Here is a 25253-nt window from a genome sequence, read left to right as displayed (position 1 = left end):
CCCCGGGGTTCAGCGCCCCGGCTTCTGGTACATCCCGTCAATCGCTTGCGCAAAGTTCGCCATCAGGTTGTTGCGCTTGAGCTTGAGCGTCGGCGTCATGAAGGTGTTCTCAATCGTCCAAGGGTCCAGCGTCAGGTGCACGGCGCGCGGCACGGCATAGCGGGCGAAGCTGGCGGTGTTCTTCTCGATGCGCGCCAGCACGGCGCGGTGCACGCTGGGGTGGTTCAGGCTGTCGGTATCTTGCGCAGACAGGCCCAGGTCCGCCGCCAGACGCTGCCATTCACCCGCATTGAGCACCGCCACGCAGGCGATGAACGGGCGGTTTTCGCCCACCACAAAGGCCTGCTCCAGCAGCGGGTCGGCCAGCAGTGCCAGCTCCAGGTCGCCCGGAGGGATCTTTTCGCCGGTGGATGTGACGATGATTTCCTTGATGCGGCCCTTGATATAGATGCGGCCGTTCACGAGCTCAGCCTGGTCGCCCGTGCCCAGCCAGCCGTCGGGGCTCAGGATCTTGGCCGTGTCTTCGGGGCGCTTCCAGTAGCCCTTCATCACGATGGGGCCACGCACCTGCAGCTCGTGGTTCTCGCCGATGCGCACTTCCACGCCCGGCAGGGCCTTGCCCACGCAGGCCGGGTCGTTGTCATCGAGAGAGTTCACCGACACCACGGGCGCGGTTTCGGTCATGCCGTAGCCCTGGATGAGCGGCAGGCCCAGGCCCAGGAAGCACTTGGCAATGGTGGGTGACAGCGGCGCGCCACCGCTGACCGCCACGCGCACGCGGCCGCCAAACTGGGCCAGCAGCGGCTTTGCCACCAAAGCCTGCAGCACCGGCCAGGGCAAGGCGGCCATCCAGCCTGCGGCGCGGCTGTCCTCGGCCGCAGGAGCGGGCAGCCCTTGCATGGCGCAAAAACGCGCCCAGCCCCTGTGCTGTGCGGCTTCATACAGTTGCATCTTCCAGGGCGTGGGTGACAGCTTTTCCAGCAGCTTGGCGTGGATGCGTTCGTAAATGCGCGGTACTGACACCAGCACCGTGGGGCGCACGGTCTTCAGGTCTTCGGCCAACTGGGGCACCGAACGGGCATAGGCCACGCAGCTGCCGGCGGCAATCGGCAGGTAATAGCCGCCCGTGCGTTCAAAGGTGTGCGACAGCGGCAGGAACGACAGGAACACGTCGTCCACCGTGGGTGCAATGCGGTCGAGCACGGCCTTCACGTCGCTGACCACGTTGTGATGCGTCAGCATCACGCCCTTGGGTTTGCCGGTGGTGCCGGACGTGTAGACGATGGCAGCCAGGTCGTCCGCATCCGGGGCCTTGGGTGCTGGAGCGCCGTCTGCATGTGCCGCGCCCGCCAGCCACTGGGCGAGCGAGCCCACCGCAGGGTCTTCACCAGAGCCGGCTGCGGCCTTGACAGATGGCGTGTCGTCATCGGTGATCACCACCGCGCGCAAGGCCGGAAACCGCGTGCCCACGGCGCGGATCTTTTCCCACTGCTCGGCGTGACTCACGATCAGCATCGATGCTTCGCAGTCGGCCAGGATGTAGGCGATGCTGCCGGGGTTGTCGATGGCATGCAGGGGCACGGGAACGCAGCCAGCGGCTAGCGCAGACTGGTCGGCGCACATGGCGTTCAGCCCATTGGGCAGCAGGATGGCCACGCGCGCCGCAGCCGGAAGCTGCATGGCCGCCAAGGCCTGTGCCCAGGTGCCGACGTGCTGTGCAGCTTGCGCCCAGGTCAGGCTCATCCAGGATTGGGTGGTGGGGTCGAAGGCGCGGTACGCCTCGGCGTTGGGGGTGCAGGCAGCGCGGTAGGCAAGGAGCTGGGGCAGCGTGTGGACGCTGGCGATATCGGAGGGGATGGGAGACATGGAACCTGCGGTGAAGGCTGTGCGCGCCAAAGGCGCACAGCCTCAGTGAAAACCCGCAGAATCATACCGATCGAACCTGCTGGAAACGCACGCGCCGAGACCTCTTGTGTTGCAAATGGTGCGGTCCGATTTTCGGAATGCTCCGCGCCTGTGCTTTGGCGCGCTGTGGGGCGGGTCGCTGTGCTTTCTCCGTAGTGCGTTGGGTGACGCCAAGGGGTTCGGTCGACCCCCGGAGCCGGGCTGCCGAAGGGCATTCGCACGATGCGCGGGCTGATTGCAAGCCGGGTCGGCCACAATGTCCCACTTTCCGCCGATATCAAAAGGGGAAGCCACCTCGTCGTTCGCCACCCCGCCGTAAACCGCCATTTCGCTCCCGCCGCCATGGATCCCGTCACCATTTTCATTGTTGCCACGCTGATGATGCTGGCCAACGGGTGGGTGCTGGGCCTGATGCGCAAGAGCTTCCCTGTGGCCTTGCGCACCTGCACCGAAACCTGGCGCATCGCTACGCTGCTGCTGGCGGGCAGTGCCGTGATGTACGCGTCGCGCGACCATATGCCCCTGGGGCTGGCGTCGCCGCTGGCCAACGGGCTGGTGCTGCTGGGGTGCACGGGTTACTGGCGTGCGCTAAGGCAGTTTTATGGCCTGCCGGATCTGCGCTGGATGTTGGCCCCGGCTGCGGTGGGCATCCTGGGAATACTCTGGTTCGCGGTGCTCCGGCCGGACACGCGCATGCGTGTGTTCATTCTTTCGACCTGCTGCGTGTTCTTGCTGCTGGCAAGCTTTGTGTTGCTGGTGTCGCAGAAATCACCCGATGGTGCGCACAGCCGCCGCGTGATGGCGAGCCTGTTTGCCTTTGTGGCGGGGTTCACAGTGTTTCGGGCGGCTTATTTTTTGGGGCGTGGCATCAGCCCGTCCTTTGACATCACGGGCGACGGGGCCTGGATCAACATGGCCAGCCCCATGATCACCGCATTGCTGCCCGTGGTGGGGACGACGGCCTTTTTGCTGATGTGCTCCGAACGCATTGGCCGCCAGTGGGAGCTGGCAGCCTCCACCGACTACCTCACGGGCCTTCCCAACCGCCGCACGCTGGTCACGGTGGGGGAGCGGCGATTTGCAGAGAGGCCACAACAGGCTCGGGGTCTTGCCCTGGCTGTGATCGATATCGATCACTTCAAGGCCATCAACGACTGCCATGGACATGAAGTGGGGGATGTGGCGCTGCGGCATGTGGCCGTACACCTGCGCACAGCATGCCGGGGCAGCGATCTGGCGGCACGCCATGGTGGCGAGGAGTTTGTGGTGCTGTGGGAGGGGCTGGACACTGCTGCCGCCCTGACGGCTGGCGAGCGCCTGCGTGCGCTGGTGGCTGGGGAGCCTCTGTATGCGGGCGGGGTGTTCATCCCCATGACCATTTCCTTGGGGGTGGCCGCGGCGGGCGAAGGGGATCGCAGCTTTCACGACCTGCTTCGCCGCGCCGACGAGGCGCTCTATGCCGCCAAGGCCGGTGGGCGCAATCGTGTGGAGCCGGCCAAAAACTGAGCCGACACAGCTTAAGCCCGCGACAAGCCGGCTTGTGCTGGTGGCTTTCAATCAGGTCGCCGCTTCCAATCCCTGCGCAAAATGCGCCTGCATGGCCTTCACCGTGCCCTTGGCATCGCGTGCCACCATCGCAGCCAGGATGGTGCGGTGTTCGTTCAGCGAGTCTTCAATCCGCCCCTGCTTGAGCAGCGAGTTGTGGCGGTTGAGCTTCATCACCTTGCGCAGGTCAGCCACCATCTGGCTGCGCCAGCGGTTGTCGGCCAGCTCCAGCAGCAGCATGTGAAAACGCTCGTTCACCGCAAAAAAACGCTCGCGTTCGCCAGCGGCGGCCTCCAGTTCAGCATGCAGGTCTTGCAGCGTTTGCAGCTGGGCCGGTGTGGCGGTGGTGGCCACCACGCCTGCTGCATCACTCTCTAGCAGGCTGAGCAGGTGGTACACGTCGCGCAGGTCTTTTTCGCTCATTTCGGTCACATAGGCGCCACGGCGCACCTTCATCGTGACCAGGCCTTCGGCCGCCAGCACCTTGAGCGCCTCGCGCAGGGGGGTGCGGCTGATGCCGAATTCTTCGGCAATCTTCAATTCGTCGATCCAGCTGCCGGGCTCCAGTTCGCGGCGGAAGATGCGCTGGCGCAATTGCTCCGCCACTTCTTCGTAGAGTGCACGGGGCGTGAGGGTGAGGGCAGACATGGGCGGATTGTAAGCTGTGTGGAATATTTTGAATCAATAATTATGAATGATGTAAACTCGCCGCCACATCAATGCAAGTGGGCGGCAGCCGCCCGCGCGTCGTGTTTGACGCACTAACTTGACGCACCAACGCCATCTTCGGAGAAGCCTTCGCCATGAGTGACACGCCCCCCAACAATGCTCCCGAGTTCGCTGCCGCTTCGCTGGAGGCATGGGCCAAGGCCGCAGCCAAGTCCGCCCCTGGTGGCAATGTCGAAGCGCTCAACTGGGTGACGCCCGACGGCATCACCGTCAAGCCGCTGTACACGGCCGAAGACACCGCCAGCCTGCCGTACGCCAACACGCTGCCGGGCTTCGAGCCCTACCTGCGCGGCCCCCAGGCCACCATGTATGCCGTGCGGCCCTGGACGATTCGCCAATACGCCGGTTTTTCGACCGCGGAAGAGTCCAATGCCTTCTACCGCAAGGCACTGGCCGCAGGCGGGCAGGGCGTGTCGGTCGCTTTCGATCTGGCCACCCACCGGGGCTACGACAGCGACCACCCCCGCGTGACCGGCGACGTAGGCAAGGCCGGCGTTGCCATCGATTCGGTCGAGGACATGAAGATCCTGTTCGACCAGATCCCGCTGGACAAGGTCAGCGTGTCGATGACCATGAACGGCGCCGTGCTGCCCGTGCTGGCGGGCTACGTGGTGGCAGCCGAAGAGCAGGGTGTATCGCAAGACCAGCTGTCGGGAACCATTCAGAACGACATTCTGAAAGAGTTCATGGTGCGCAACACCTACATCTACCCGCCAAAGCCCTCGATGCGCATCATCGGTGACATCATTGGCTATACGGCACGCAACATGCCCAAGTTCAACTCGATCTCGATCTCGGGCTACCACATGCAGGAAGCCGGTGCCAACCAGGCGCTGGAGCTGGCCTTTACCTTGGCCGACGGCAAGGAGTACGTGAAGACCGCCATCGCCTCGGGCCTGGACGTGGACGAGTTCGCCGGGCGGCTGAGCTTCTTCTGGGCCATCGGCATGAACTTCTACCTTGAAGTCGCCAAGATGCGCGCCGCGCGCCTGTTGTGGTGCCGCATCATGAAAGAGACCGGCGCCAAGAACCCCAAGAGCCTGATGCTGCGCACGCACTGCCAGACCTCGGGCTGGTCGCTGACGGAGCAGGACCCGTACAACAACATCGTGCGCACCACCATCGAGGCCATGGCGGCCGTGTTTGGCGGCACGCAGAGCCTGCACACCAATGCGCTCGACGAAGCCATCGCGCTGCCCACCGAGTTCAGCTCGCGCATCGCGCGCAACACGCAGCTCATCATCCAGGAAGAGACGCACATCACCAATGTGGTCGACCCCTGGGCCGGCAGCTACATGATGGAAAAGCTCACCCAAGACATGATGGACGCCGCCTGGAAGATCATCGAAGAGGTCGAGGCCATGGGCGGCATGACCCAGGCCGTGGACAGCGGCTGGGCCAAGCTCAAGATCGAGGCTGCTGCGGCAGAGAAGCAGGCGCGCATCGACAGCGGCAAGGACGTGATCGTCGGCGTCAACAAGTACAAGCTGGCCAAGGAAGACCCGGTCGACATCCTGCAGATCGACAATGTGAAGGTGCGCGACGGGCAGATAGAGCGCTTGAAGAATATCAGGGCAAAACGCGATCCAGCGCTTGTCCAGCAAGCGCTGGATGCTCTCACTTCTGCAGCAGAAGATGGCAGCGGCAACCTGCTGGATTTGGCCATCAAGGCGGTGCGCCTGCGCGCCACCGTGGGCGAAGTGTCTGACGCGCTCGAAAAGGTGTTTGGGCGCCACCGCGCCGATACGCAAAAGGTGACCGGTGTGTATGCAGCAGCCTATGACTCGGCCGAAGGCTGGGACAAACTCAAGACTGAAATCAACGCCTTTGCCGAAGAACAAGGCCGTCGCCCCCGCGTCATGATCGCCAAGTTGGGCCAGGACGGCCACGACCGGGGCGCCAAGGTGGTGGCCACCGCGTTTGCCGACCTGGGCTTTGACGTGGACATGGGCCCGCTGTTCCAGACCCCCGAGGAGTGCGCGCGCCAGGCGATTGAAAACGACGTGCATGCCGTGGGCGTGAGCACGCTGGCCGCGGGGCACAAGACACTGGTGCCCGCCATCATCCAGTCGCTCAAGGACCAGGGTGCCGACGACATCATCGTTTTTGTGGGCGGGGTGATTCCGGCGCAGGACTATGAGCACCTGTACGAAGCGGGCGTGAAGGGCATCTATGGCCCTGGCACACCGATTCCGGCCAGCGCCAAGGATGTGCTCGAACAGATTCGCAAGGCTGTGGCTGCGTGAGTTTGGTGGAGTCGTCCATGTTGAGCTTGGGCAGCGTCGCCGCCGGGGACTTCGAGTCCATGGCCGCTCTTCGCGCCGAAGCCCTGCGCGAAAGCCTGGAGCGCCTCGGCCGTTTTGACCCGGTGCGCGTGCGGGAGCGCTTGCGCAGCGCGTTCGAGCCTGCGTGCATGCGGCACATCCTCATCAGCGGCGAGCGTGTGGGCTACCTCACGCTCATTCCGCACGCAGGATCAAACAGCCTGCGCTTACATCACCTCTACATCCACCCGGCTTCTCAGGGGCAGGGTGTGGGCGCCTGGGCGCTGGAATGGGTCAAGGCACAGGGTCGGGCTGCGGGTCAGGACATCACGCTGGGTGCGCTGCGCGGCAGCGACGCCAACCGCTTTTATCTGCGCCATGGCTTCCGGCTGGTGGAGGAGCAGGAGTTCGATCTGGAGTACCGGTGGAGCCCGGAGTTCGATGCACGCACGGCGGAGGTTGCACCATGAACCTCTACCAAGGAGTCGTGGGCCAACCCGGCCCCCTTCAACGCCGCGCCATGTCCAAAGCCATCACCCTGCTCGAATCCACGCGGGCAGACCACCGCGCGCAGGCCGATGAGCTACTCACCCAATTGCTCCCCCACACCGGCAAGGCCTTCCGCCTCGGCATCAGCGGTGTTCCCGGCGTGGGCAAATCCACCTTCATCGAAGCCTTGGGCCTGTACCTGATCGCCCAGGGCCATCGCGTGGCCGTGCTCACCATCGACCCCTCCAGCACCGTCTCGGGCGGCTCCATCCTGGGCGACAAGACGCGCATGGAACACCTGTCGGTGCATGAAAAGGCCTACATCCGCCCCAGCCCGTCGAGCGGCACCCTGGGCGGAGTCGCAGAGAAGACCCGCGAAGCCATGCTGGTCTGCGAGGCGGCGGGTTACGACGTGGTCATCGTTGAAACCGTGGGCGTGGGCCAGAGCGAGATCGCGGTGGCGGGCATGACGGACATGTTTGTGCTCATGCAGCTGCCCAACGCGGGCGACGACCTGCAGGCCATCAAGAAGGGCGTGATGGAGATAGCGGACCTGGTGGTCATCAACAAGGCCGACATCGACAAGAACGCCGCCACACGGGCCGAGGCGCAGATCACATCGAGCCTGCGCCTGCTCAGCCAGCACGGCAACCCCGAGAACGCGCACCACAATGAAACTTTGTGGCACCCCAAGGTCGTGCAGATGAGCGCGCTGCTGGGCCAGGGCGTGGACAGCTTCTGGGCCGCCGTCGCGCAGTTTCGCCAGCTGCAAACCGCCAATGGCCGCCTGGCCACGCGGCGCGAGAAGCAGGCGCTGTCCTGGATGTGGGAGCGCATCGACGCGGGCCTCAAGCTCGCGTTTCGCCAGCATCCGCAGGTCAAGGAGCTGCTGCCCCAGATGCAGGCCGATGTGGCAGCCGGGCGCATCGCGGCATCGACTGCAGCACGAAATTTGCTGCTGGCGCAATCCCATCAAGCGCAAGCAGCTATCAAATAAATAGTAAACAAACCCATTCACCAAAGGACGACCATGCAAGACATCCTGGATCAACTGGAGAAAAAGCGTGCGCTGGCACGCCTGGGCGGCGGGCAAAAGCGCATTGATGCGCAGCACGCCAAGGGCAAGCTCACGGCGCGCGAGCGCATTGAGCTGCTGCTGGACGACGGTACGTTCGAGGAATGGGACATGTTCGTCGAGCACCGCTGCACCGATTTCGGCATGGAGGACAACAAGATCCCCGGCGACGGTGTGGTCACCGGCTACGGCATGATCAACGGTCGCCTGGTGTTCGTGTTCAGCCAGGACTTCACGGTGTTCGGCGGCGCGCTCAGCGAAACCCATGCGGAGAAGATCTGCAAGGTGATGGACCAGGCCATGAAGGTCGGCGCACCGGTCATCGGCTTGAACGACTCGGGCGGCGCGCGCATCCAGGAAGGTGTGGCGTCGCTCGGCGGCTATGCCGATGTGTTCCAGAAGAACGTGCTGGCCAGCGGCGTGATTCCGCAGATCAGCATGATCATGGGCCCGAGCGCCGGCGGCGCCGTGTACTCGCCCGCCATGACGGACTTCATCTTCATGGTCAAGGATTCGAGCTACATGTTCGTGACCGGTCCCGAAGTGGTGAAGACCGTGACGCACGAAGAAGTGACTGCCGAAGAGCTGGGCGGCGCCGTGACGCACACCACCAAGAGCGGTGTGGCCGACATGGCGTTTGAGAACGACGTGGAGGCGCTGATGATGCTGCGCCGCCTGTACAACTACCTACCGCTCAACAACCGCGAAAAAGCCCCCGTGCGCCCCAGCAACGACCCGGCCGACCGCATGGACCTGAGCCTGGACACCCTGGTGCCCGAGAACCCCAACAAGCCCTACGACATGAAGGAGCTGATCCTCAAGACCGTGGACGACGGGGACTTCTTCGAGCTGCAGCCCGAATACGCCAAGAACATCCTCATCGGCTTTGCCCGCATGGAAGGCCAGACCGTGGGCATCGTGGCCAACCAGCCGCTGGTACTGGCGGGCTGCCTGGACATCAAGAGTTCCATCAAGGCCGCGCGTTTTGTGCGCTTTTGTGATGCGTTCAACATCCCGGTCGTCACGTTTGTGGACGTGCCCGGCTTCATGCCCGGCACATCGCAAGAGTACGGCGGCATCATCAAGCACGGTGCCAAGCTGCTGTATGCGTATGCCGAGTGCACGGTACCCAAGATCACCGTCATCACCCGCAAGGCCTACGGCGGTGCGTACGACGTGATGAGCTCCAAACACCTGCGCGGCGACGTGAACCTGGCCTGGCCCAACGCCGAGATCGCGGTGATGGGCGCCAAGGGCGCGGTGGAAATCATCTTCCGCGAAGACAAGAACGACCCGGTGAAGCTGGCCGCGCGTGAGGCGGAATACAAGCAGCGTTTTGCCAACCCGTTCGTGGCCGGTGCTCGCGGCTTTATCGACGACGTGATCCTGCCGCACGAGACACGCAAGCGCATCTGCCGGTCGCTGGTGATGCTGCGCGACAAGAAGCTGGAAAACCCATGGCGCAAGCACGGGAACATCCCGCTGTAAGCAGGGCATCGGCAGCAGGCAAATGGCACAGACCCGCGCGTTCTTCCCATCCAGAGTGGACTCATGGCTTGTCGCCATCGGCCCACTCGCTGCGTTGACGGCGACAACCGCAGTAGCAGGGATTACTGGGCCGTTGGTGCTGAATTCGGGCGCCACGCCACCGGTGCTTGCGCTGGTGGCGGTGATCTTGGCCTGTGCGCTGGTACTGCCGCTGTGGGTGGCGCTTGACACCAACTACACATTCACGGCGGAGGAGTTGCTGGTTCGCAGTGGTCCGTTCCGCTGGCGCATAGCCTTGGGCGATGTATGCGAGGTCTCGCCATCGCGCAGTTGGATTTCCTCGCCCGCCCTGTCGCTGGACCGCTTGTGCATTCGCTATGGGGCGGGTCGAAGCGTTTTGGTGTCGCCGCGTGAAAAGCAGCGCTTCATTGACACGTTACTTCAGCGCTGTCCTTCCGTCCTAGTTACTGGTTTTTGAAATTTCCTTTTGAGGAACTTGTTATGTTCACCAAAATCCTGATCGCCAACCGTGGCGAAATTGCCTGCCGAGTGATTGCAACGGCCAAGAAAATGGGTATCGCCACCGTCGCCGTCTACTCCGACGCCGACAAGGAAGCCCGCCACGTCAAGCTGGCCGACGAGGCCGTGCACATCGGCGCCGCGCCCAGCCGCGAGTCGTACCTGCTGGCCGACAAGATCATTGCCGCCGCCAAGCAGACTGGCGCACAGGCCATCCACCCCGGCTATGGCTTCCTGTCGGAGAACGAAGCCTTCGCCAAGCGCTGCGAGGACGAGGGCATTGCGTTCATCGGCCCCAAGGCGCATTCCATTGCTGCCATGGGTGACAAGATCGCGTCCAAGAAGCTGGCCAACGAAGCCAAGGTCAACACCATCCCTGGCTACAACGACGCAATTGCAGGACCAGAGCAGGCGGTGGAGATCGCCAAGGGCATTGGCTACCCCGTGATGATCAAGGCCTCGGCCGGGGGCGGCGGCAAGGGCCTGCGCGTGGCGTTCAACGACAAGGAAGCGTTTGAAGGCTTCACCAGCTGCCAGAACGAAGCCCGCAACAGCTTTGGCGACGACCGCATCTTTATCGAGAAGTTCGTGCAGGAGCCGCGCCACATCGAGATCCAGGTGCTGGGCGACAGCCATGGCAACGTGATCTACCTGAACGAGCGCGAATGCTCCATCCAGCGCCGCCACCAGAAGGTGATTGAAGAGGCTCCGTCGCCCTTCATCAGCGACGCCACCCGCAAGGCCATGGGCGAGCAGGCCGTGCAACTGGCCAAGGCCGTGAAGTACCAGAGCGCGGGCACGGTGGAGTTTGTGGTCGGCAAGGACCAGGACTTCTACTTCCTCGAAATGAATACCCGCCTGCAGGTGGAGCACCCGGTGACGGAATGCATCACCGGCCTGGACCTGGTGGAGCTGATGATCCGCGTGGCAGCAGGCGAGAAACTACCCCTGACGCAGGCCGATGTGAAGCGCGACGGCTGGGCCATCGAGTGCCGCATCAACGCCGAAGATCCGTTCCGCAACTTTTTGCCGTCCACGGGTCGCCTCGTGCGCTTTCAACCACCCGAGGAGAGCATGTTCCAGGGCGACGCCGACAAGAAGCACGGTGTGCGTGTTGACACTGGCGTGTACGAAGGCGGCGAGATCCCGATGTACTACGACTCGATGATCGCCAAGCTCATCGTGCACGGCACGGACCGCAACCATGCGATCGCCAAGATGCGTGCGGCGCTCAATGGCTTCGTGATCCGCGGCATCAGCAGCAATATTCCGTTCCAGGCGGCCCTGCTGGCCCATCCTAAATTCGTGACCGGCGAGTTCAACACCGGCTTCATCGCAGAGCACTACGGCAAGGGCTTTCACTCTGAAGACGTGCCCCACGAGGACCCTTTGTTCCTGGTGGCGCTGGCGGCCTTCATGAACCGCCGCTACCGCGCGCGCGCCTCGGGCATCAGCGGCCAGCTGGCTGGGCACGAAGTGAAGGTGGGCGAGCAATTTGTGGTGGTCACGCTGGGAGCCGAGGGCCAGAACGAGCACCATGCGGTGTCGGTCACCGACTTCCAGGACAAGTCGGGCTCCAGTGTGGTGGCCGTGGGCAACAAGAGCTACCAGATCAGCAGCGCCGCCACGCTGGGCCAGATCCGTGTGCAGGGGCAGTGCAATGGCGCGGGTTTCACCGCCCAGGTGGAGCGGGGCGCTGGCAAGAACCCGCTGGCCCTGCGCGTTGCGCACAACGGCACGCAGATTGACACCATCGTGCTGTCGCCGCTGGGCGCACGCCTGCACCAATTGATGCCTTTCAAGGCACCGCCGGATCTGTCCAAGTTTCTGCTGTCGCCCATGCCTGGCCTGCTGGTGGATGTGGCGGTGCAGCCCGGCCAGAAGGTGCAGGCTGGCGAGAAGCTGGCCGTGATCGAAGCCATGAAGATGGAGAACATCCTCTTTGCCGCGCAAGATGGCGTGGTGGGCAAGGTGGTGGCGGGCAAGGGCGAGTCGCTGGCGGTGGACGACGTGATCATTGAGTTTCAGTGATGCGGCAACGCACTGCGGCTGCGGCCCGAACAATCCGTCACCTGGGTCCATTCCCGCAATGACGAGGGCCTTGCGCATGCTGCTCGCGCTGGCTGGCGGCGCGCTGGTGTTGGATGGTGCGGTGCTGATGGTTCTGGGGCACTTCAACCTGGGCACCATGCTGCCCGTTGCGCTGGGAGCACTTTTTCTGGCTTTGGCGGTGTGGTGGGCTCCGCTGGAGCGCTGGCGGCACCATGACCGGCGGCGCCAGCAGTGGTGGTATGCCGGCTGGTGTGGTCTGGCGGCATGGATGCTCAGCGTGGCGGTTTTCTGGGCCTTTTTGCTGGATGCTGGCGTGTCTCCGGCCGAGGCGCCGCCGGTGCAGGCCATTGTGGTGCTGGGGGCTGGCATCCAGAACGGGCAACCGCGCCCGGCGCTGGCAGCGCGGCTGGACACGGCGGCCGCGCTGGCGCGATTGCAGCCCGCCGCCCTGATCGCGGTGTGTGGTGGCCAGGTCTGGGGCGCAACGGACACGGAAGCCGAGGTGATGGCGCGCTACCTGCAAGAACGCCACGGGATTTCACCTGAACGCCTGGTGCTGGAAAAGGCAAGCACCAGCACCGAACTGAATCTGGCATGGAGTCGCCCCTTGCTGCAGGCGCGCGGTGTGGCCGCCACGGCCCCCTTGGCGCTGGTGACCAGCGACTTCCATCTGCCGCGCGCCCTGCGCATTGCCCAGCGCCACGGCTTTACCCACATGGTGCCGGTGGCAGCACCCACGCCCCTGGCCACACGCTACAACGCCTGGCTGCGCGAATACTTCGCCACGCTGAGCAGTTGGGTGTTGCGCGAGGGGTAGGCACCAGGTCGCAAGCCACTCAAGTCGGCCATTTTTTGAATGAAATTGGCCCCTGGCGCTTAATGGGACTCTATTTTTAGCTATCAATCAAGGAGCAATCAGCATGACCGCATCCCACAGGCCCTTCCGAGTCCTGGGTATCCAGCAGGTCGCCATTGGCGGCACCGACAAGCAGCGCATGAAAACCCTGTGGGTGGACATGCTGGGCCTGACGCAGACCGGCACGTTCCAGAGCGAGCGCGAGAACGTGGACGAAGACATCCTGGCCATGGGGCAGGGCGTCCACAAGGTCGAGGTGGACATCATGCAGCCACTGGACATTGACAAAAAACCCGCCGTGCACGCCACGCCGCTCAACCACATCGGCCTGTGGATCGACGATTTGCCCAAGGCTGTGGAATGGCTGACTGCGCAGGGCGTGCGTTTTGCGCCCGGCGGCATCCGCAAGGGCGCGGCGGGTTACGACATCACGTTTTTGCACCCCAAGAGCAATGACGAGTTTCCGATTGCGGGCGAGGGCGTGCTGATCGAGCTGGTCCAGGCCCCGGCCGACGTGATTGCTGCGCTGGGCTGACGGAGGGCTGCAGGCAAAAGCCTGAACGTCGGCCATCTTCAGGCGTATGTCCGGCAGATCGCGCGCCTGTTAGGTACAGATAACGACCGCCGCCGGAATTTTTATGCAGGCAAAAAATTCAACGCACGAAAACCTGGCAAATATCTCCAAATCACCGTCTTCTGTGCTCAAAAAATTCTGAATTTGACGGCTATTGGCACCACGGTTTTCTTGGCACCTTTTGTGACCCTGTGGTGTGTGTTTGTGCCTTTTTCTCGTCCAGAATCCGCCCACCTCGCTGCGCACCGTGTGGGACCACCCCGTTTCGGGCGGTGCGCGCTGTGTAACCAACCTCTTGCTCCCTCGCGGCCCCGTGCCACGTTGGGGCAGACGCCTTGAAGGGAATTGACCGCCATGTCCTCCACGACCCTTGCCGCTCCCGCCGCGCAACCTGTGCAACCCCTGCACCTGCACCGGCGCGCCACACCCGTCCCCGCGCCGCAAGGCCCCTGGACGGTGAATGCTATCCAGGCGTTGCTGGACAAGCCGCTGATGGACCTGCTTTTTGAGGCGCAGACGGTGCACCGTCTGCATTGGCCCGCAGGAGACATCGAGCTGGCCACCCTGCTGTCCGTGAAGACCGGCGGCTGTCCAGAGAACTGCGGCTACTGCCCGCAAGCCGCCGAGTTCGACACCGGTGTGAAGGCCGACAAGCTGATGGAGGTGGACGAAGTGGTGCGCGCCGCCCAGGCGGCCAAAGACGCCGGTGCCACACGGTTTTGCATGGGGGCCGCCTGGCGTGCGCCCAAGGACCGCGACATCGAAAAAGTCAGCGCCCTGATCGGCGCCGTGAAGGGCCTGGGCCTGCAGACCTGCGCCACGCTGGGCATGCTCGAATCGCACCAGGCGCAGGCGCTCAAGGACGCGGGCCTGGACTACTACAACCACAACCTGGACACCGCCCCCGAGTACTACACCGATGTGGTCAGCACCCGCGCCTACCAGGACCGGCTGGACACGCTGCAGCATGTGCGCAGCGCGGGTATCAGCGTGTGCTGCGGCGGCATTGTGGGCATGGGCGAGGCGCCGGTGCACCGCGCTGGCCTGATCGCCCAGCTGGCCAACCTGCAGCCGTACCCCGAGTCGGTGCCCATCAACAGCCTGGTGCGGGTGCCCGGAACGCCGCTGGCTGACAGCGAACCCATCGACCCGCTGGACTTTGTGCGCATGATTGCCGTGGCCCGCATCACCATGCCCAAGGCCCGGGTACGCCTCTCTGCAGGGCGCCAGCAAATGGGTGAAGCGGTGCAGGCGCTGTGTTTCCTGGCTGGTGCCAATTCGATCTTTTATGGTGACAAGCTGCTGGTGACCGGCAACCCCGATGTGGAAGCCGACGTGCAACTGCTGGCCAAGCTGGGCCTGAATGGACACCGCACCACCACCACCTCGGAGGGTGGGGCGGTAGAAAGCGCAGCAGGCGCCTGCGGCTGACCGCCTGGTGGTTAACTAACCGTCGCTGCCACTGCGGTCGCCGCCTTCGCCGATGACCGCACTGTCGGTGGAGAGGTCTTGGGCAATGCGGTCGAGCTGCGCCTGCAGGGCATGCTCCCCGTCGGCAAAACGCTGCGCGATGCGCCGGAACTCTTCGGACAGTGCCAGGAAGGCGTCCACCATGTCGGGGTCGAAGTGGCTGCCCCGGCCGTCGCGGATGATCTCGACCGCGTGTTCATGGGTGAAGGCGGGCTTGTATACGCGCTCAGAGATCAGCGCGTCGTACACATCCGCCACGGCCATGAGCCGTGCCGACAGGGGAATTGTGTTGCCCACCAGCCCTTCGGGATAACCTGAGCCGTCCCACTTTTCCTGGTGGCTGTAGGCGATTTCTTTGGCGTAGCGAAAGAACGGGTTGTTTTGAGTGGTTTCGGTTTCTGCCGCCACGATGGCGTCCCGGCCCAGCGTGGTGTGGGTCTTCATGATCTCGAACTCCTCCACCGTGAGCTTGCCCGGCTTGAGCAGGATGCGGTCGGGGATGCCCACTTTGCCAATATCGTGCAGCGGGGCGGACTTGAAGATCACCTGGATGGCGTCTTCCGTGAGTTCGTCGCGAAAGCGCGGATGGTCTTGCAGCTTGCGGGCCAGTGCTTCCACATAGTGCTGGGTCCGACGGATGTGATTGCCCGTCTCGTTGTCGCGTGTTTCGGCCAGCGATGCCATGGCGCGGATGGTGGCGTCCTGCAGCTCGGCCAGGGCGCGCGTGCGGTTGGCCACTTCCTGCTCCAGAAAGTGGTTGTGGTGGGCCAGCAGATCCCGGGCACGCTTGAGCTGCAGGTGGTTGCGCACCCGCGCCATGGTGATGGCGGGGTTGACGGGTTTTGTGATGTAGTCCACGGCGCCCAGCTCTAGCCCCACGGTTTCGTCGTCGGTGGCACTCATGGCCGTCAGGAAGATCACCGGGATATCCTCGGTGTCGGGGTTGAACTGCAGGCGCCGCAGCACCTCGTAGCCGTCCATGTCCGGCATCATGATGTCGAGCAGGATCAGGTCGGGTTTTTCGGCCGCCACGATTTGCAGCGCACGCTCGCCGGTGGGGGCCAGCTTGACCTTGTAGTCGGGGCGCAGGAGGTCGCTCATCAGCGACAAATTGCCGGGTGTGTCATCCACCACCAGCACCGTGCATTTGCCGCTCAATTCCAATGGACTATTCATGAACTGGGTCCTCCTTGTGTTGTGTGTTGTTGTTCCCCGCCTTGCGCAGCACGTCCAGCGCATCGGCAAAGAGGTAGTTGTCCAGCCGCTGTTTCATGTCGACGTAGGTGGGGCCCAGCAGGGCCTTCAGGCTGGGGCCGGAGTCCTTGAACAGCTCTACGGCTTCGGAATCACTGTCTGCCAGCAAGGCGTCCAGGCGGGCTACCAGCTCTCGGGTGCGCGCCTCGTCCACCAGGGCTCCCTCAGCTCCCGCCGCGTGCTGTGTGTCAGGCTCGGGAGGTAAGGCCCCTTGCAGGGCAACCACCAGGGCCCGGCAGGCATCGTCCACAGGCTGCAGCAGGACATCCAGGGCCTCGGTCACCGCCTTGTGCGCAATGGCCTGCTCCGCAGCATTGGCCAGTTCGGCCAGACGCAGCGCGCCAATGGTGCCTGCCGCGCCTTTCAAGGTATGCATGGCCCGCTGCGCTGCCTGCGGCCGGCCTGAGGCCAGATGCGCCTGCGCTTCCTGCACTGCTTTGGCCTGGCCGGTGACGAACGTGCGCAGCAGGCCTTCGTAGGCGGCGCGTTTGTCCAGCACGCGCCGCAGCCCGAGGGTCGCATTCAGGCCTTCGATGTGTGCAAGCGGGTCTGCTGTGCCCGGCGTTGCCACTGCAGGGGCGTCAGCGACCGCAGGCTGCGCTGCAGCGTTCATGCCGCCGGAATCTGTGCCGGTGTGCGGCAGCGCGATCCACTGCAGCAGTGCTGCAAACAGGGCCTCGGGGTCAATGGGTTTGGCGATGTGCCCGTTCATGCCCGCGTCCAGGCACTGCTCGCGGTCGCCGCTCATCGCGTTGGCTGTCATCGCCAGCACCGGCAGGCGCGCCCAGGTGGGGTTTTGGCGCAGATGGCGGGTGGCGGTGAGGCCATCCATCACCGGCATCTGCATGTCCATGAGCACTATGTCGTAGGTACCGCGGGCCAGCATGCCAAGCGCGGCCTGGCCATTGTCGGCCACGTCCACCACCAGCCCGGCGCTGGCCAGCAATTCGCGGCCCACTTGCTGGTTCAGGTCGTTGTCGTCCACCAGCAGCACGCGCGCACCCCGGATCGACGCTAGCTCTGCACCCCGTGGTGGGGCCGGCAGGCGCCGCCCATCCTCCGCCCGCTCAGCACCGCCCAACGCGCGCATGGCAGCATCAAAAAGCTGCGATGGGTTGACAGGCTTGGTCAGCATCAGCCCGATGCCTGAGCGTGTGAGTTCATTCAGAACGTCGTCGCGGCCATGCGCGGTGACGATGACGGGGCGGGGTGGGTGGGGCAGTTGGGCCAGCTGGCGGGCGGTTTCAAAACCGTCCATGCCGGGCATCTTCCAGTCCAGAAAGGCAATTTCGCAGGGCCGGCCGGCCTGATCGGCGGCTCGCGCCAGGTCCACGGCCTGTGCTCCTGAGCTGGCCAGCGTCACCGAAAAGCTCATGCTGGACAGCAGCTCCGCCAGGATCTGCCGCGCCTGTTCGCTGTCGTCTACCACCAGAACGCGGCGGCCGCGCAGGTCCGGCTCCGGCAACAGCGGCCGCTGTGTGGAAGCGCCCAGGCCCAGCCGGGCCGTGAACCAGAACGTGCTGCCCCGGCCCGGCACACTTTGCACACCCACGTCCCCGCCCATCAGGCTGGCCAGTTTTTTGGAAATGGCCAATCCCAGGCCGGTACCGCCGTATTTGCGTGTGGTGGAGGTGTCAGCTTGCTCGAACGAGCGAAACAGCCGTGATTGCTGTTCTTCGGTGAGGCCGATGCCGGTGTCTTGCACCTCGAAACGCAGCAGGACACCCTGCGCATCCCGCGCGGCTTCGCGGACCCGCACGATGATCTCGCCCTCGTCCGTGAACTTGACGGCGTTGTTGGCGTAATTGACCAAAATCTGCCCCAACCGCAGGGGATCTCCGCGCAAGTCGGCGGGCAGGTGGGAGTCTACGTCGAACATCAGCTCCAGCTCTTTGCTGGCGCATTTTTCGCCCAGCAGGTTGGCCACGTTATCGAGCACGCCGTGTAGGTCGAAATCGACCACCTCGACTTCCAGCTTCCCCGCTTCGATCTTGCTGAAATCCAGGATGTCGTTGATCAGGCCCAGCAGGTGCTGACCGGACCGCTGGATCTTTTGGATGTAGTCGCGCTGGCGCACGGTCAACTCCGTGGCCAGCGCCAGGTGGCTCATGCCAATCACGGCGTTCATGGGCGTGCGGATCTCGTGGCTCATGTTGGCCAGAAAGTCCGACTTCATGCGCGAGGCGTCTTCGGCCTTGGCCTGGGCCACCACCAGTTCGTCCTCGTGTTCCCGCAGTGCGGCGTTGACCTGCTGCAGTTCTGTAGTGCGCTGTGCCACCCGGGCCTCCAGGGCCTCTTCATTGCGCTTGAGGGCATCCACCAGTTCGGCCTGGGCCTCCATGGCCTGGGAAGTGGCCTTTTCACGCTGAAGAAACTGGCGCGCCATGGCAAATGCCAGCAGGAAGGTCAGAATGGCCTGGAAGGCGGTCAGCCCGGTGGTCAGCAGGGTCTGGTGCTTGACCTCTTCGTTGCGCCGGTCGCCCAGCAGTGCGGAGATGCGCGAGGCCTGGAGCGACAGTTCCTGAACAATGTCGCGCAGCTTGTTCAGCTCGGCCCGCAGGAGCCGCATGTTCGTACGGCTGGACACCGTATCCACGCTTTGCCCGAAATGCTCATCGCCTGCGGCGACAAATTTCTGCAATGCGTCCAGGGCGGTGCCGTAGATCGGCTCCTCCTGCATCAGCGTGCGGGCGGTGCCACTTTCGAGCGCACTGAAGCGGCTCAGGAACAGGTCGTAGCGCAGCTCCAGCCGGTCCATGGGCAGGCTGGCCGGGTCCATCTCGAACTGGTGAAGCGCGTGGTCCAGCTTCTCGTACTCCACGTTGAGCTGCAGGAATGACCACAAGGCATTGACGTCGCCCCGGCGCATGACCGCTTCCACGCTGCGGTACTGGTGGTATTGCACTCCTGCAATGGCCACATACGCTACCACCAGGCCCGCAATGATCAGTCTCAGAACGTTTTTGCCCCGGATCATGGTGGAGTGCCTGTAAGGAGTGCGTGTGGACTAGCGGATTCGCAGGATGTGAAGTTGCCAGGCCGCGCGGTTGTAGTACAGCTCGCTGCGCAGCTCGGCCTTGGTATCAAACGGGTAAACGATGAAAAGCGGCCCCTTTTCGCGCACGCGCATGGGGCGGTTGTTCATGAGCCGGGCAACGATGACGTCGTGGCGTGTGGCGTCATCAATGGGGATTTCTGTCTTGTAGTCATTGAGCGCCACCGCCGTGATGTTCTTGCCCTTGGCACCGACGGCCGCCAGCACATCGCGCAGCAGCGGACCTGTGAAAGTGACTGCGCTGGGGTACCACGGGGTCTGCGTGGAAAAGCTGTGTTGGGGCAGTTTCTCCAGCATCGCCATGTCGAACTGGGCTTGTGAGCCGTTGTTCGTCTGGCTGATCGCACCATCGATGGTGAGCACCACGGTGCCCGTAGGTTTGTCCAGGGCTTGGGCCTGGGGCAGGGTCATCGCAACAGCAATAACCGCCATTGCCAGCCCTCGGGCGACGAGGCGTGCCACTGAAATACTCGTGTGCATATCGACCCTCTCTTTTTGCAACAGTCTCAAAGACAGTTGTTCAAAATGTAAATAGGTTTATAGCAGGACTGGTCTTGTGGTGCTGCTACGACGGAGCGGCGCGCCCCATATCAAGGGAGAACCACGGGTATCCCGGCATTGCAGGAGGGGACCCCATGCGCACTCGCGGCAATGTCGTGACAACCGGCAACTGGATAGGTACAGTGGGCCGCAGACTCGACGCTCCAGGGCAGGCGGGCAAACTGCGCAAATGAATCGGGAGGAGGCCACCGGCTGACGGAAGCCCTGCAACCATCGACACCATTCTTCGCGACGCAGTGCCATAGGGGTGAAGGCAAAGGCGGCCCAAGGCAAGCCTGAAGCCCCGCCATCGATGGGCTTCGTTGCATCATTTCCGTGTTAGCCAAGGCTTATCACAATGGATAGTCACGATACTGAAGACCGTTCGTTTGAACAGGAGATCGCGCTGTCTGAAGCCGACTATCGGCTGCTGGTGGAGCAGGTGCAAGCGGCCGTCTTTGTGATTCAAAAGGGTCGATTCCTTTTTGTGAATCCAAAGCTTCTGGAACTGTTTGGGTACACGCAGGAAGAAATGCTGGGAGGCATGGACCCCATGCTGCTGTGCGTGCCCGAGCATCGGGACATGGTGCGGGAGCAGGCCAGCGCCCGGGTGGCGGGCGTTCCTGGCAAAGCCTATGAGATCGAATGCCAGCGCAAGAATGGCGAACGGTTCGGTGCCCAGGTCTGGGGGGCGCGAATTTTCCTCTCGGCGCAAGCCGCAGATCTGGTCACGTTGCATGACGTCAGTGCCATCCAGGCGGCGACACGCTACGCCCAGCAGCGCGTCCAGTTGTTTCGCAACGCCGAAGAGCTCGCTCGCATAGGTTCTGCCGAGGTGGACCTGGTTTCTGGCTCCGTCACCTTGTCGTCCGGCATGCACGCCATCTTCGGCATCCCGCAAACCGAGGATTCCCCCGACAAAGACTGGCTGCTGGCCAAAGTTCCCCCCGTGGAGCGGCCGTATGTCCAGGCCATCAGCGAGGGCGTTTCTCCCGATGACGTTTGCGAGTTTCAGCACCGCATTGTTCACGCCGACGGCAGCTTGCGCACGGTGCTGCACCGGGTCCTGGCCGAAGCCGATGAAGATGGCAAAGTGGTCAGAACGGTTACGCTTTTGCAGGACATCACGCTGCAGCGCGCGGCGGAACAAAAACTCGACAAGCTCGCCAACACCGACGAAATCACCGGACTGCCCAATCGCAACGCACTGACGGAGTATCTGGATACAAAAATGCGCGAGGCGGCGCGGCAAGGGCGGCAAATTGCGGTCCTGAGTGTCGAGATCGACCGGCTCAAGCTCGTCAGTGAATCGCTGGGCTACGCAGCCGGGGACCAGTTGCTCATGGAGGTAGGAAGACGGCTGCAGCCCCAGGTGTCGCAGGACGACTTGCTGGCGCATTTTGGCAGCGGCGAGTTTTTGCTGGTGCTGGCGCGGGAAGAGACCGTGGATGAGACCCTGGCTCGGGGCGTCGCGGCTTCATTGGTGGACGCACTGTCCCTGCCGGTCGCCATCGGCGACAACGAGATCAAGGTGACTTGCGATATCGGAATATCGATCTATCCCGTGCACGGGGAAGACCCGGAAAAGCTGCTCCAGCAGGCCCAGGCTGCCATGTATCGCGCCCACGAACTGGGCAAGAACCAGATCTGCGTTTTCAGTTCGGGCATGCATTCGAAGGCGATCTCCAGGCTCGCCATGGAATCTGGGTTGCGTCGGGCGCTGGAGCGCAACGAGTTCGAACTGCATTTTCAGCCCAAGCTCGAATTGGTCAGCGGCACCGTCATTGGTGCCGAGGCCTTCCTGGAATGGAATTCCCCTGACGGAACCTTGATACCCCGGTCCAGCTACATCCGGGTTGCAGAAGAAACGGGCCTGATCGTACCCATTGGCGAATGGGTTTTGCGTGCGGCCTGCCTGCAGGCACTGGAGTGGCAGCGCGCGGGTCATGTCATGTGTCGGGTTGCCGTCAACCTGTCGGCTCGCCAGCTTCAACAGCCTGATCTGACCCAGAAAATACAGAAAATTCTCATTGAAACCGGCCTGGACCCCAGGCTGCTGGGGCTGGAGATCACCGAGGGAGCACTGATGGGGGAAAGCGCCCGCATAGCGCGCATTCTGGGCGACCTCAAGGCGCTGGGCATTGAAATTTCGCTCGATGATTTTGGTACCGGCTATTCCAGCCTGAGCTACCTTCGCACCCTGCCCATTGACGTGGTGAAAGTGGACCGATCGTTTGTTCATGACGTCACGGCGGCATCGCAGGATGTGTCCATCACGCGCGCGATCATCAACATGGCGCACAGCCTTCAGATGAAGGTGCTGGCGGAAGGCGTGGAGACTGAGGGGCAACTGGCATTGCTTATCGCCAACGGCTGCGACCAGATGCAGGGCTACTATTTCAGCGGCTTGCTCACAGCCGATGCCATGGGGGCTCTACTGCGTGAGAGCAAGGCGCTGCCAGAGCACTTGCTGCTGCGCCGCACCCACCAACGCACCTTGTTGTTGGTTGATGACGAAGACAGCATTGTTTCTGCGCTGCGCAGATTGCTGCGCAGGGATGGCTATCACATCGTGACGGCCAACAGCGGAGCGCAAGGTTTGCAAAGGCTGGCCGAAAACTCGGTGGATGTGATTGTTTCGGACCAGCGAATGCCCGGTATGACCGGGGTGGAGTTCCTGCGCCGGGCCAAGGAGCTGTATCCGGACACCGTGCGGATGGTGTTGTCTGGCTACACGGAATTGCAGTCCATCACCGACGCGATCAATGAGGGTGCCATCTACAAGTTCCTCACGAAACCGTGGGACGACGAACGGCTTCGCGGTCACGTCGCCGAAGCATTCACTCAAAAAGGGATGGCTGATGACAATCGGCGCCTTGCGAATGCCGTTCTCAGTGCCAACGAGGAACTCAGTGCCGTGAACGACCGCTTGCAACAGTTGCTCACGAATCAACGGGAGCAAATTCACCGCGAAGAGAGTAGCCTGAGTGTTGCACGGGAGGTCTTGGACCATATTCCTGCTGCGGTCATCGGGGTAGACCTGGAAGGCATGGTGGCCTTTGTGAATGCAGACGCCGAAGCCCTGTTTGGCAGAAACACGGCGTTGTTGGGACAGGATGCTGACGAGGTATTACCGGCCGATTTGCGCCATGTGTGGCGGGCCGCGGACCAGAGCTATCACGACGTGCAACTGGCTGGAGGGACTTTTCGCGTTGTCTGCCGCTCGGTAGGAGGGGAGAATCATTCACGAGGTCGTCTGCTGGTCCTGGTCCCCAGCAGTGTGACCTGAACCATATGGGCGCCCATGCAAGCTCTTGCCACAACGACTGAACTGCTCCCCGAAGGACTGCTTCTGGCGCAGCCAGTGCTGGATGCGCATGCACAGCTTCTGTTGCCAGCGGGTACGCCTGTCACGCGCGGGATTCTGAACAGCTTGCAGCACCGGGGAATCGACACCATCTTTGTGAATGCCCCCGAAGAGGCAGAACACCGGGGCGAGACGCTGGACGCTGCCGCTCAGCAGGCACAGACTGAAAAGCGTTTGCTGCATCTGTTCAGGCCCGCCATGCAGGTCGGGCAACTCAACCCGTTGCTGCACCTCATCTTGAGGTATCGGTCGGGGGAGAGGCCATGAAGCAACTCACTACGGATGCCATCCTGCGCAGCGTCCATGAACTGCCGGCGCTGCCAGCGGTGGTATTGGAGTTGATCCAGTCCTTTGGTGACAGCCATATTTCTGCCGAGCAACTGGCCGTGAAGATATCGCACGACCAGGCCATTGCCGCCAAAACCCTTCGGCTTGCGAATTCGTCTTTCTATGGCCTGCCGCGTCAGGTCACCTCCATCGCCGAGGCGACTGCGATCCTGGGGCTGCGCACGTTGCGCAGCGTGGCAACGGCCGCCGGCCTGGTCGGCGGGTTTTCCAAGTCACGGTGCCAAGGTTTCGACTTTGATGCATTCTGGCGCCACTCCATCGGGACGGCGCTTACCTGCCGAGCCCTGGCGCAGCGCACCCGACTGGACGAGGACGCTGCATTTACGCTGGGTCTGGTACACGACATCGGGCGCCTGGTCCTGGTCAGTTCCTATGAGGAGGAATATGCCCACGCCATTGCCTACCGGGCAGAACATGACTGTCTTATGCATGCCGCGGAGCGACACCATTTTGGTGTGGACCACGCGGAGGTCGGCGGTGTTATTGCAGAGCATTGGCACTTTGCCCCAGAGATCGTCACCGCCATCGCATGCCATCACCGGCCGCCTTCCACGCGCAACAGGGGGCTCGCAGACCTCGTCCATGTTGCCGACAACATTGCACACGGCCTCGATCTTTCGCACAAGGAAGACGATATGGTGCCGCTGCTGTCCCTGGATGCGTGGGGCAGGCTGGCACTGGGCGACAAGGACTATGCAGAAGTTTTTGATGCGGTGGCTGAACAACACGAAGTGGTCTGCCACGCATTGCTGGCCTGAAGAGGGGTTGATATGAGTTCTCACGATCCACTATTGGCTGATGCCATGAACACCACATCCTCGCTCTCTGCCATCGATGTCACGGCGGACAGGGTCAAGGAGCTGTTGCGCTCCAATGAAGAGCTGATGCAGCTCAACGCCAAGCTTTCGGATGCGCAGGACAAGTTGATGCAGTCTGAAAAAATGGCCTCCATCGGGCAATTGGCCGCAGGGGTTGCCCATGAAATCAACAACCCGATTGGATTCATATTTTCAAATTTCGGAACCCTTGAGCGCTATTTGGGCGATCTGTTTCAGATGCTTGCCGCTTACGAAGAGGCCGAGTCCGCCTTGGCGGGCACTCCCGTCGCCGCACGCTTGAAGGCCTTGCGCGAGAAGATTGAACTCGACTTCCTGAAAGAGGACATTCCCTCGTTGATGGCAGAGTCGAAAGACGGCATTACCCGGGTGCGCAATATTGTCCAGAACCTGAAAGACTTCTCCCGTGTGGACACCTCGCAAAAGTGGGTTCTGGCCGATTTGCACCACGGCATCGATTCCACGCTGAACATCGTCAACAACGAAATCAAATACAAGGCAGAGGTTGTCAAGGAGTACGGAGAAATACCGGATATCGAGTGCTTGCCTTCTGAGCTCAACCAAGTGTTCATGAACCTTCTGGTCAACGCCGCGCATGCCATCCAGGCAGACAGAGGCACTATCACCATTCGCACCGGCGCTGGCGACAACCAGGTGTGGGTGGAAATACAGGACACAGGGGAGGGCATCGCCAAGGAAAACCTGGGAAGAATCTTTGATCCATTCTTCACCACCAAAGCGGTGGGCAAAGGCACAGGTCTTGGACTGTCTCTTTCCTATGGCATCGTCAAGAAGCACCTTGGAAGCATTGACGTGTTCAGTGAGCAGGGGGTTGGGACACGTTTTCGTGTCACGCTGCCGATTCGTCACCCGCAGGAGGCTTGAGG

19 protein-coding genes are annotated in these 25253 nt (G+C 62.7%); 14 read left to right on the top strand and 5 right to left on the bottom strand.

The window, feature by feature from the left end:
• Positions 1 to 9 precede the first annotated feature (9 nt).
• Positions 10 to 1866, bottom strand: coding sequence for a long-chain fatty acid--CoA ligase (locus IB243_RS04260; RefSeq protein WP_192425196.1), 1857 nt, complete (start codon positions 1864 to 1866; stop codon positions 10 to 12).
• A 381-nt stretch (positions 1867 to 2247) separates the two neighbouring features.
• Here IB243_RS04260 and IB243_RS04255 point away from each other — a divergent pair, with 381 nt between their 5' ends.
• Positions 2248 to 3411, top strand: coding sequence for a diguanylate cyclase (locus IB243_RS04255; protein ID WP_010458875.1), 1164 nt, complete (start codon positions 2248 to 2250; stop codon positions 3409 to 3411).
• Positions 3412 to 3462: 51 nt separating this feature from the next.
• On the opposite strand, the gene IB243_RS04250 is transcribed toward IB243_RS04255, so the two are convergent.
• A complete protein-coding gene (locus tag IB243_RS04250; RefSeq protein WP_010458874.1) occupies positions 3463 to 4098 on the bottom strand; it encodes a GntR family transcriptional regulator in 636 nt (211 codons plus the stop codon).
• A gap of 155 nt (positions 4099 to 4253) precedes the next feature.
• On the opposite strand from IB243_RS04250, the gene scpA reads away from it, so the two are divergent.
• The 9 genes from scpA to bioB all read left to right on the top strand — a co-directional run bounded on the left by scpA (position 4254) and on the right by bioB (position 14927).
• Positions 4254 to 6425: a methylmalonyl-CoA mutase gene (gene scpA / locus IB243_RS04245; RefSeq protein ID WP_192425194.1), complete on the top strand. Its 2172-nt coding sequence runs from the start codon at positions 4254 to 4256 to the stop codon at positions 6423 to 6425.
• Positions 6426 to 6442: 17 nt separating this feature from the next.
• The gene (locus IB243_RS04240) at positions 6443 to 6913 is read left to right on the top strand and encodes a GNAT family N-acetyltransferase (RefSeq protein WP_225584691.1); all 471 of its coding nucleotides are present in this window, start codon (positions 6443 to 6445) and stop codon (positions 6911 to 6913) included.
• Positions 6910 to 7929, top strand: a complete 1020-nt coding sequence (meaB, locus tag IB243_RS04235; protein ID WP_192425192.1) for a methylmalonyl Co-A mutase-associated GTPase MeaB — start codon at positions 6910 to 6912, stop codon at positions 7927 to 7929. The genes IB243_RS04240 and meaB overlap by 4 nt, the downstream gene beginning before the upstream one ends.
• 33 nt (positions 7930 to 7962) lie before the next feature.
• A complete protein-coding gene (locus tag IB243_RS04230; RefSeq protein ID WP_056062687.1) occupies positions 7963 to 9495 on the top strand; it encodes an acyl-CoA carboxylase subunit beta in 1533 nt (510 codons plus the stop codon).
• A gap of 22 nt (positions 9496 to 9517) precedes the next feature.
• Positions 9518 to 9973 (top strand): PH domain-containing protein, encoded by a 456-nt coding sequence (locus IB243_RS04225; protein ID WP_192425190.1) that lies wholly within the window; start codon positions 9518 to 9520, stop codon positions 9971 to 9973.
• A 23-nt stretch (positions 9974 to 9996) separates the two neighbouring features.
• Entirely contained in the window at positions 9997 to 12045 is a 2049-nt protein-coding gene (locus tag IB243_RS04220; protein ID WP_192425188.1) for an acetyl/propionyl/methylcrotonyl-CoA carboxylase subunit alpha, read from the top strand.
• A 58-nt stretch (positions 12046 to 12103) separates the two neighbouring features.
• Positions 12104 to 12883: a YdcF family protein gene (locus IB243_RS04215; RefSeq protein ID WP_225584690.1), complete on the top strand. Its 780-nt coding sequence runs from the start codon at positions 12104 to 12106 to the stop codon at positions 12881 to 12883.
• A 103-nt stretch (positions 12884 to 12986) separates the two neighbouring features.
• Positions 12987 to 13457 carry a VOC family protein gene (locus tag IB243_RS04210; RefSeq protein WP_192425186.1) on the top strand — a complete coding sequence of 157 codons (471 nt, stop codon included), beginning with the start codon at positions 12987 to 12989 and terminating at the stop codon, positions 13455 to 13457.
• 384 nt (positions 13458 to 13841) lie between these two features.
• Positions 13842 to 14927: a biotin synthase BioB gene (gene bioB, locus IB243_RS04205; protein ID WP_192425184.1), complete on the top strand. Its 1086-nt coding sequence runs from the start codon at positions 13842 to 13844 to the stop codon at positions 14925 to 14927.
• 15 nt (positions 14928 to 14942) lie between these two features.
• Here the strand turns inward: bioB and IB243_RS04200 are convergent, their stop codons facing one another.
• The 3 genes from IB243_RS04200 to IB243_RS04190 are packed head-to-tail and all read right to left on the bottom strand — an operon-like array spanning position 14943 to position 19755.
• Positions 14943 to 16142 carry a two-component system response regulator gene (locus tag IB243_RS04200; protein ID WP_192425182.1) on the bottom strand — a complete coding sequence of 400 codons (1200 nt, stop codon included), beginning with the start codon at positions 16140 to 16142 and terminating at the stop codon, positions 14943 to 14945.
• A complete protein-coding gene (locus IB243_RS04195) occupies positions 16135 to 19197 on the bottom strand; it encodes a response regulator (protein ID WP_192425180.1) in 3063 nt (1020 codons plus the stop codon). The genes IB243_RS04200 and IB243_RS04195 overlap by 8 nt, the downstream gene beginning before the upstream one ends.
• Before the next feature lie 30 nt (positions 19198 to 19227).
• Complete coding sequence (locus IB243_RS04190; RefSeq protein WP_140426789.1) at positions 19228 to 19755, bottom strand: molybdopterin-dependent oxidoreductase; 528 nt, start codon at positions 19753 to 19755, stop codon at positions 19228 to 19230.
• Between the two features lie 418 nt (positions 19756 to 20173).
• Here IB243_RS04190 and IB243_RS04185 point away from each other — a divergent pair, with 418 nt between their 5' ends.
• From IB243_RS04185 to IB243_RS04170, 4 genes are read left to right on the top strand one after another with little or no spacing between them, the layout of a single operon-like run.
• Positions 20174 to 23104: an EAL domain-containing protein gene (locus IB243_RS04185; protein ID WP_192425178.1), complete on the top strand. Its 2931-nt coding sequence runs from the start codon at positions 20174 to 20176 to the stop codon at positions 23102 to 23104.
• Between the two features lie 15 nt (positions 23105 to 23119).
• A complete protein-coding gene (locus tag IB243_RS04180; protein ID WP_192425176.1) occupies positions 23120 to 23449 on the top strand; it encodes a hypothetical protein in 330 nt (109 codons plus the stop codon).
• The gene (locus IB243_RS04175) at positions 23446 to 24288 is read left to right on the top strand and encodes an HDOD domain-containing protein (RefSeq protein WP_010458856.1); all 843 of its coding nucleotides are present in this window, start codon (positions 23446 to 23448) and stop codon (positions 24286 to 24288) included. The genes IB243_RS04180 and IB243_RS04175 overlap by 4 nt, the downstream gene beginning before the upstream one ends.
• A gap of 45 nt (positions 24289 to 24333) precedes the next feature.
• Positions 24334 to 25251 carry an ATP-binding protein gene (locus tag IB243_RS04170; RefSeq protein ID WP_370540309.1) on the top strand — a complete coding sequence of 306 codons (918 nt, stop codon included), beginning with the start codon at positions 24334 to 24336 and terminating at the stop codon, positions 25249 to 25251.
• Positions 25252 to 25253 lie beyond the last annotated feature (2 nt).

Source organism: Acidovorax sp. ACV01 (assembly GCF_014851495.1).
GTDB lineage: Bacteria > Pseudomonadota > Gammaproteobacteria > Burkholderiales > Burkholderiaceae_C > Acidovorax > Acidovorax radicis.
This window is presented reverse-complemented; position numbering and strand designations above follow the sequence as displayed.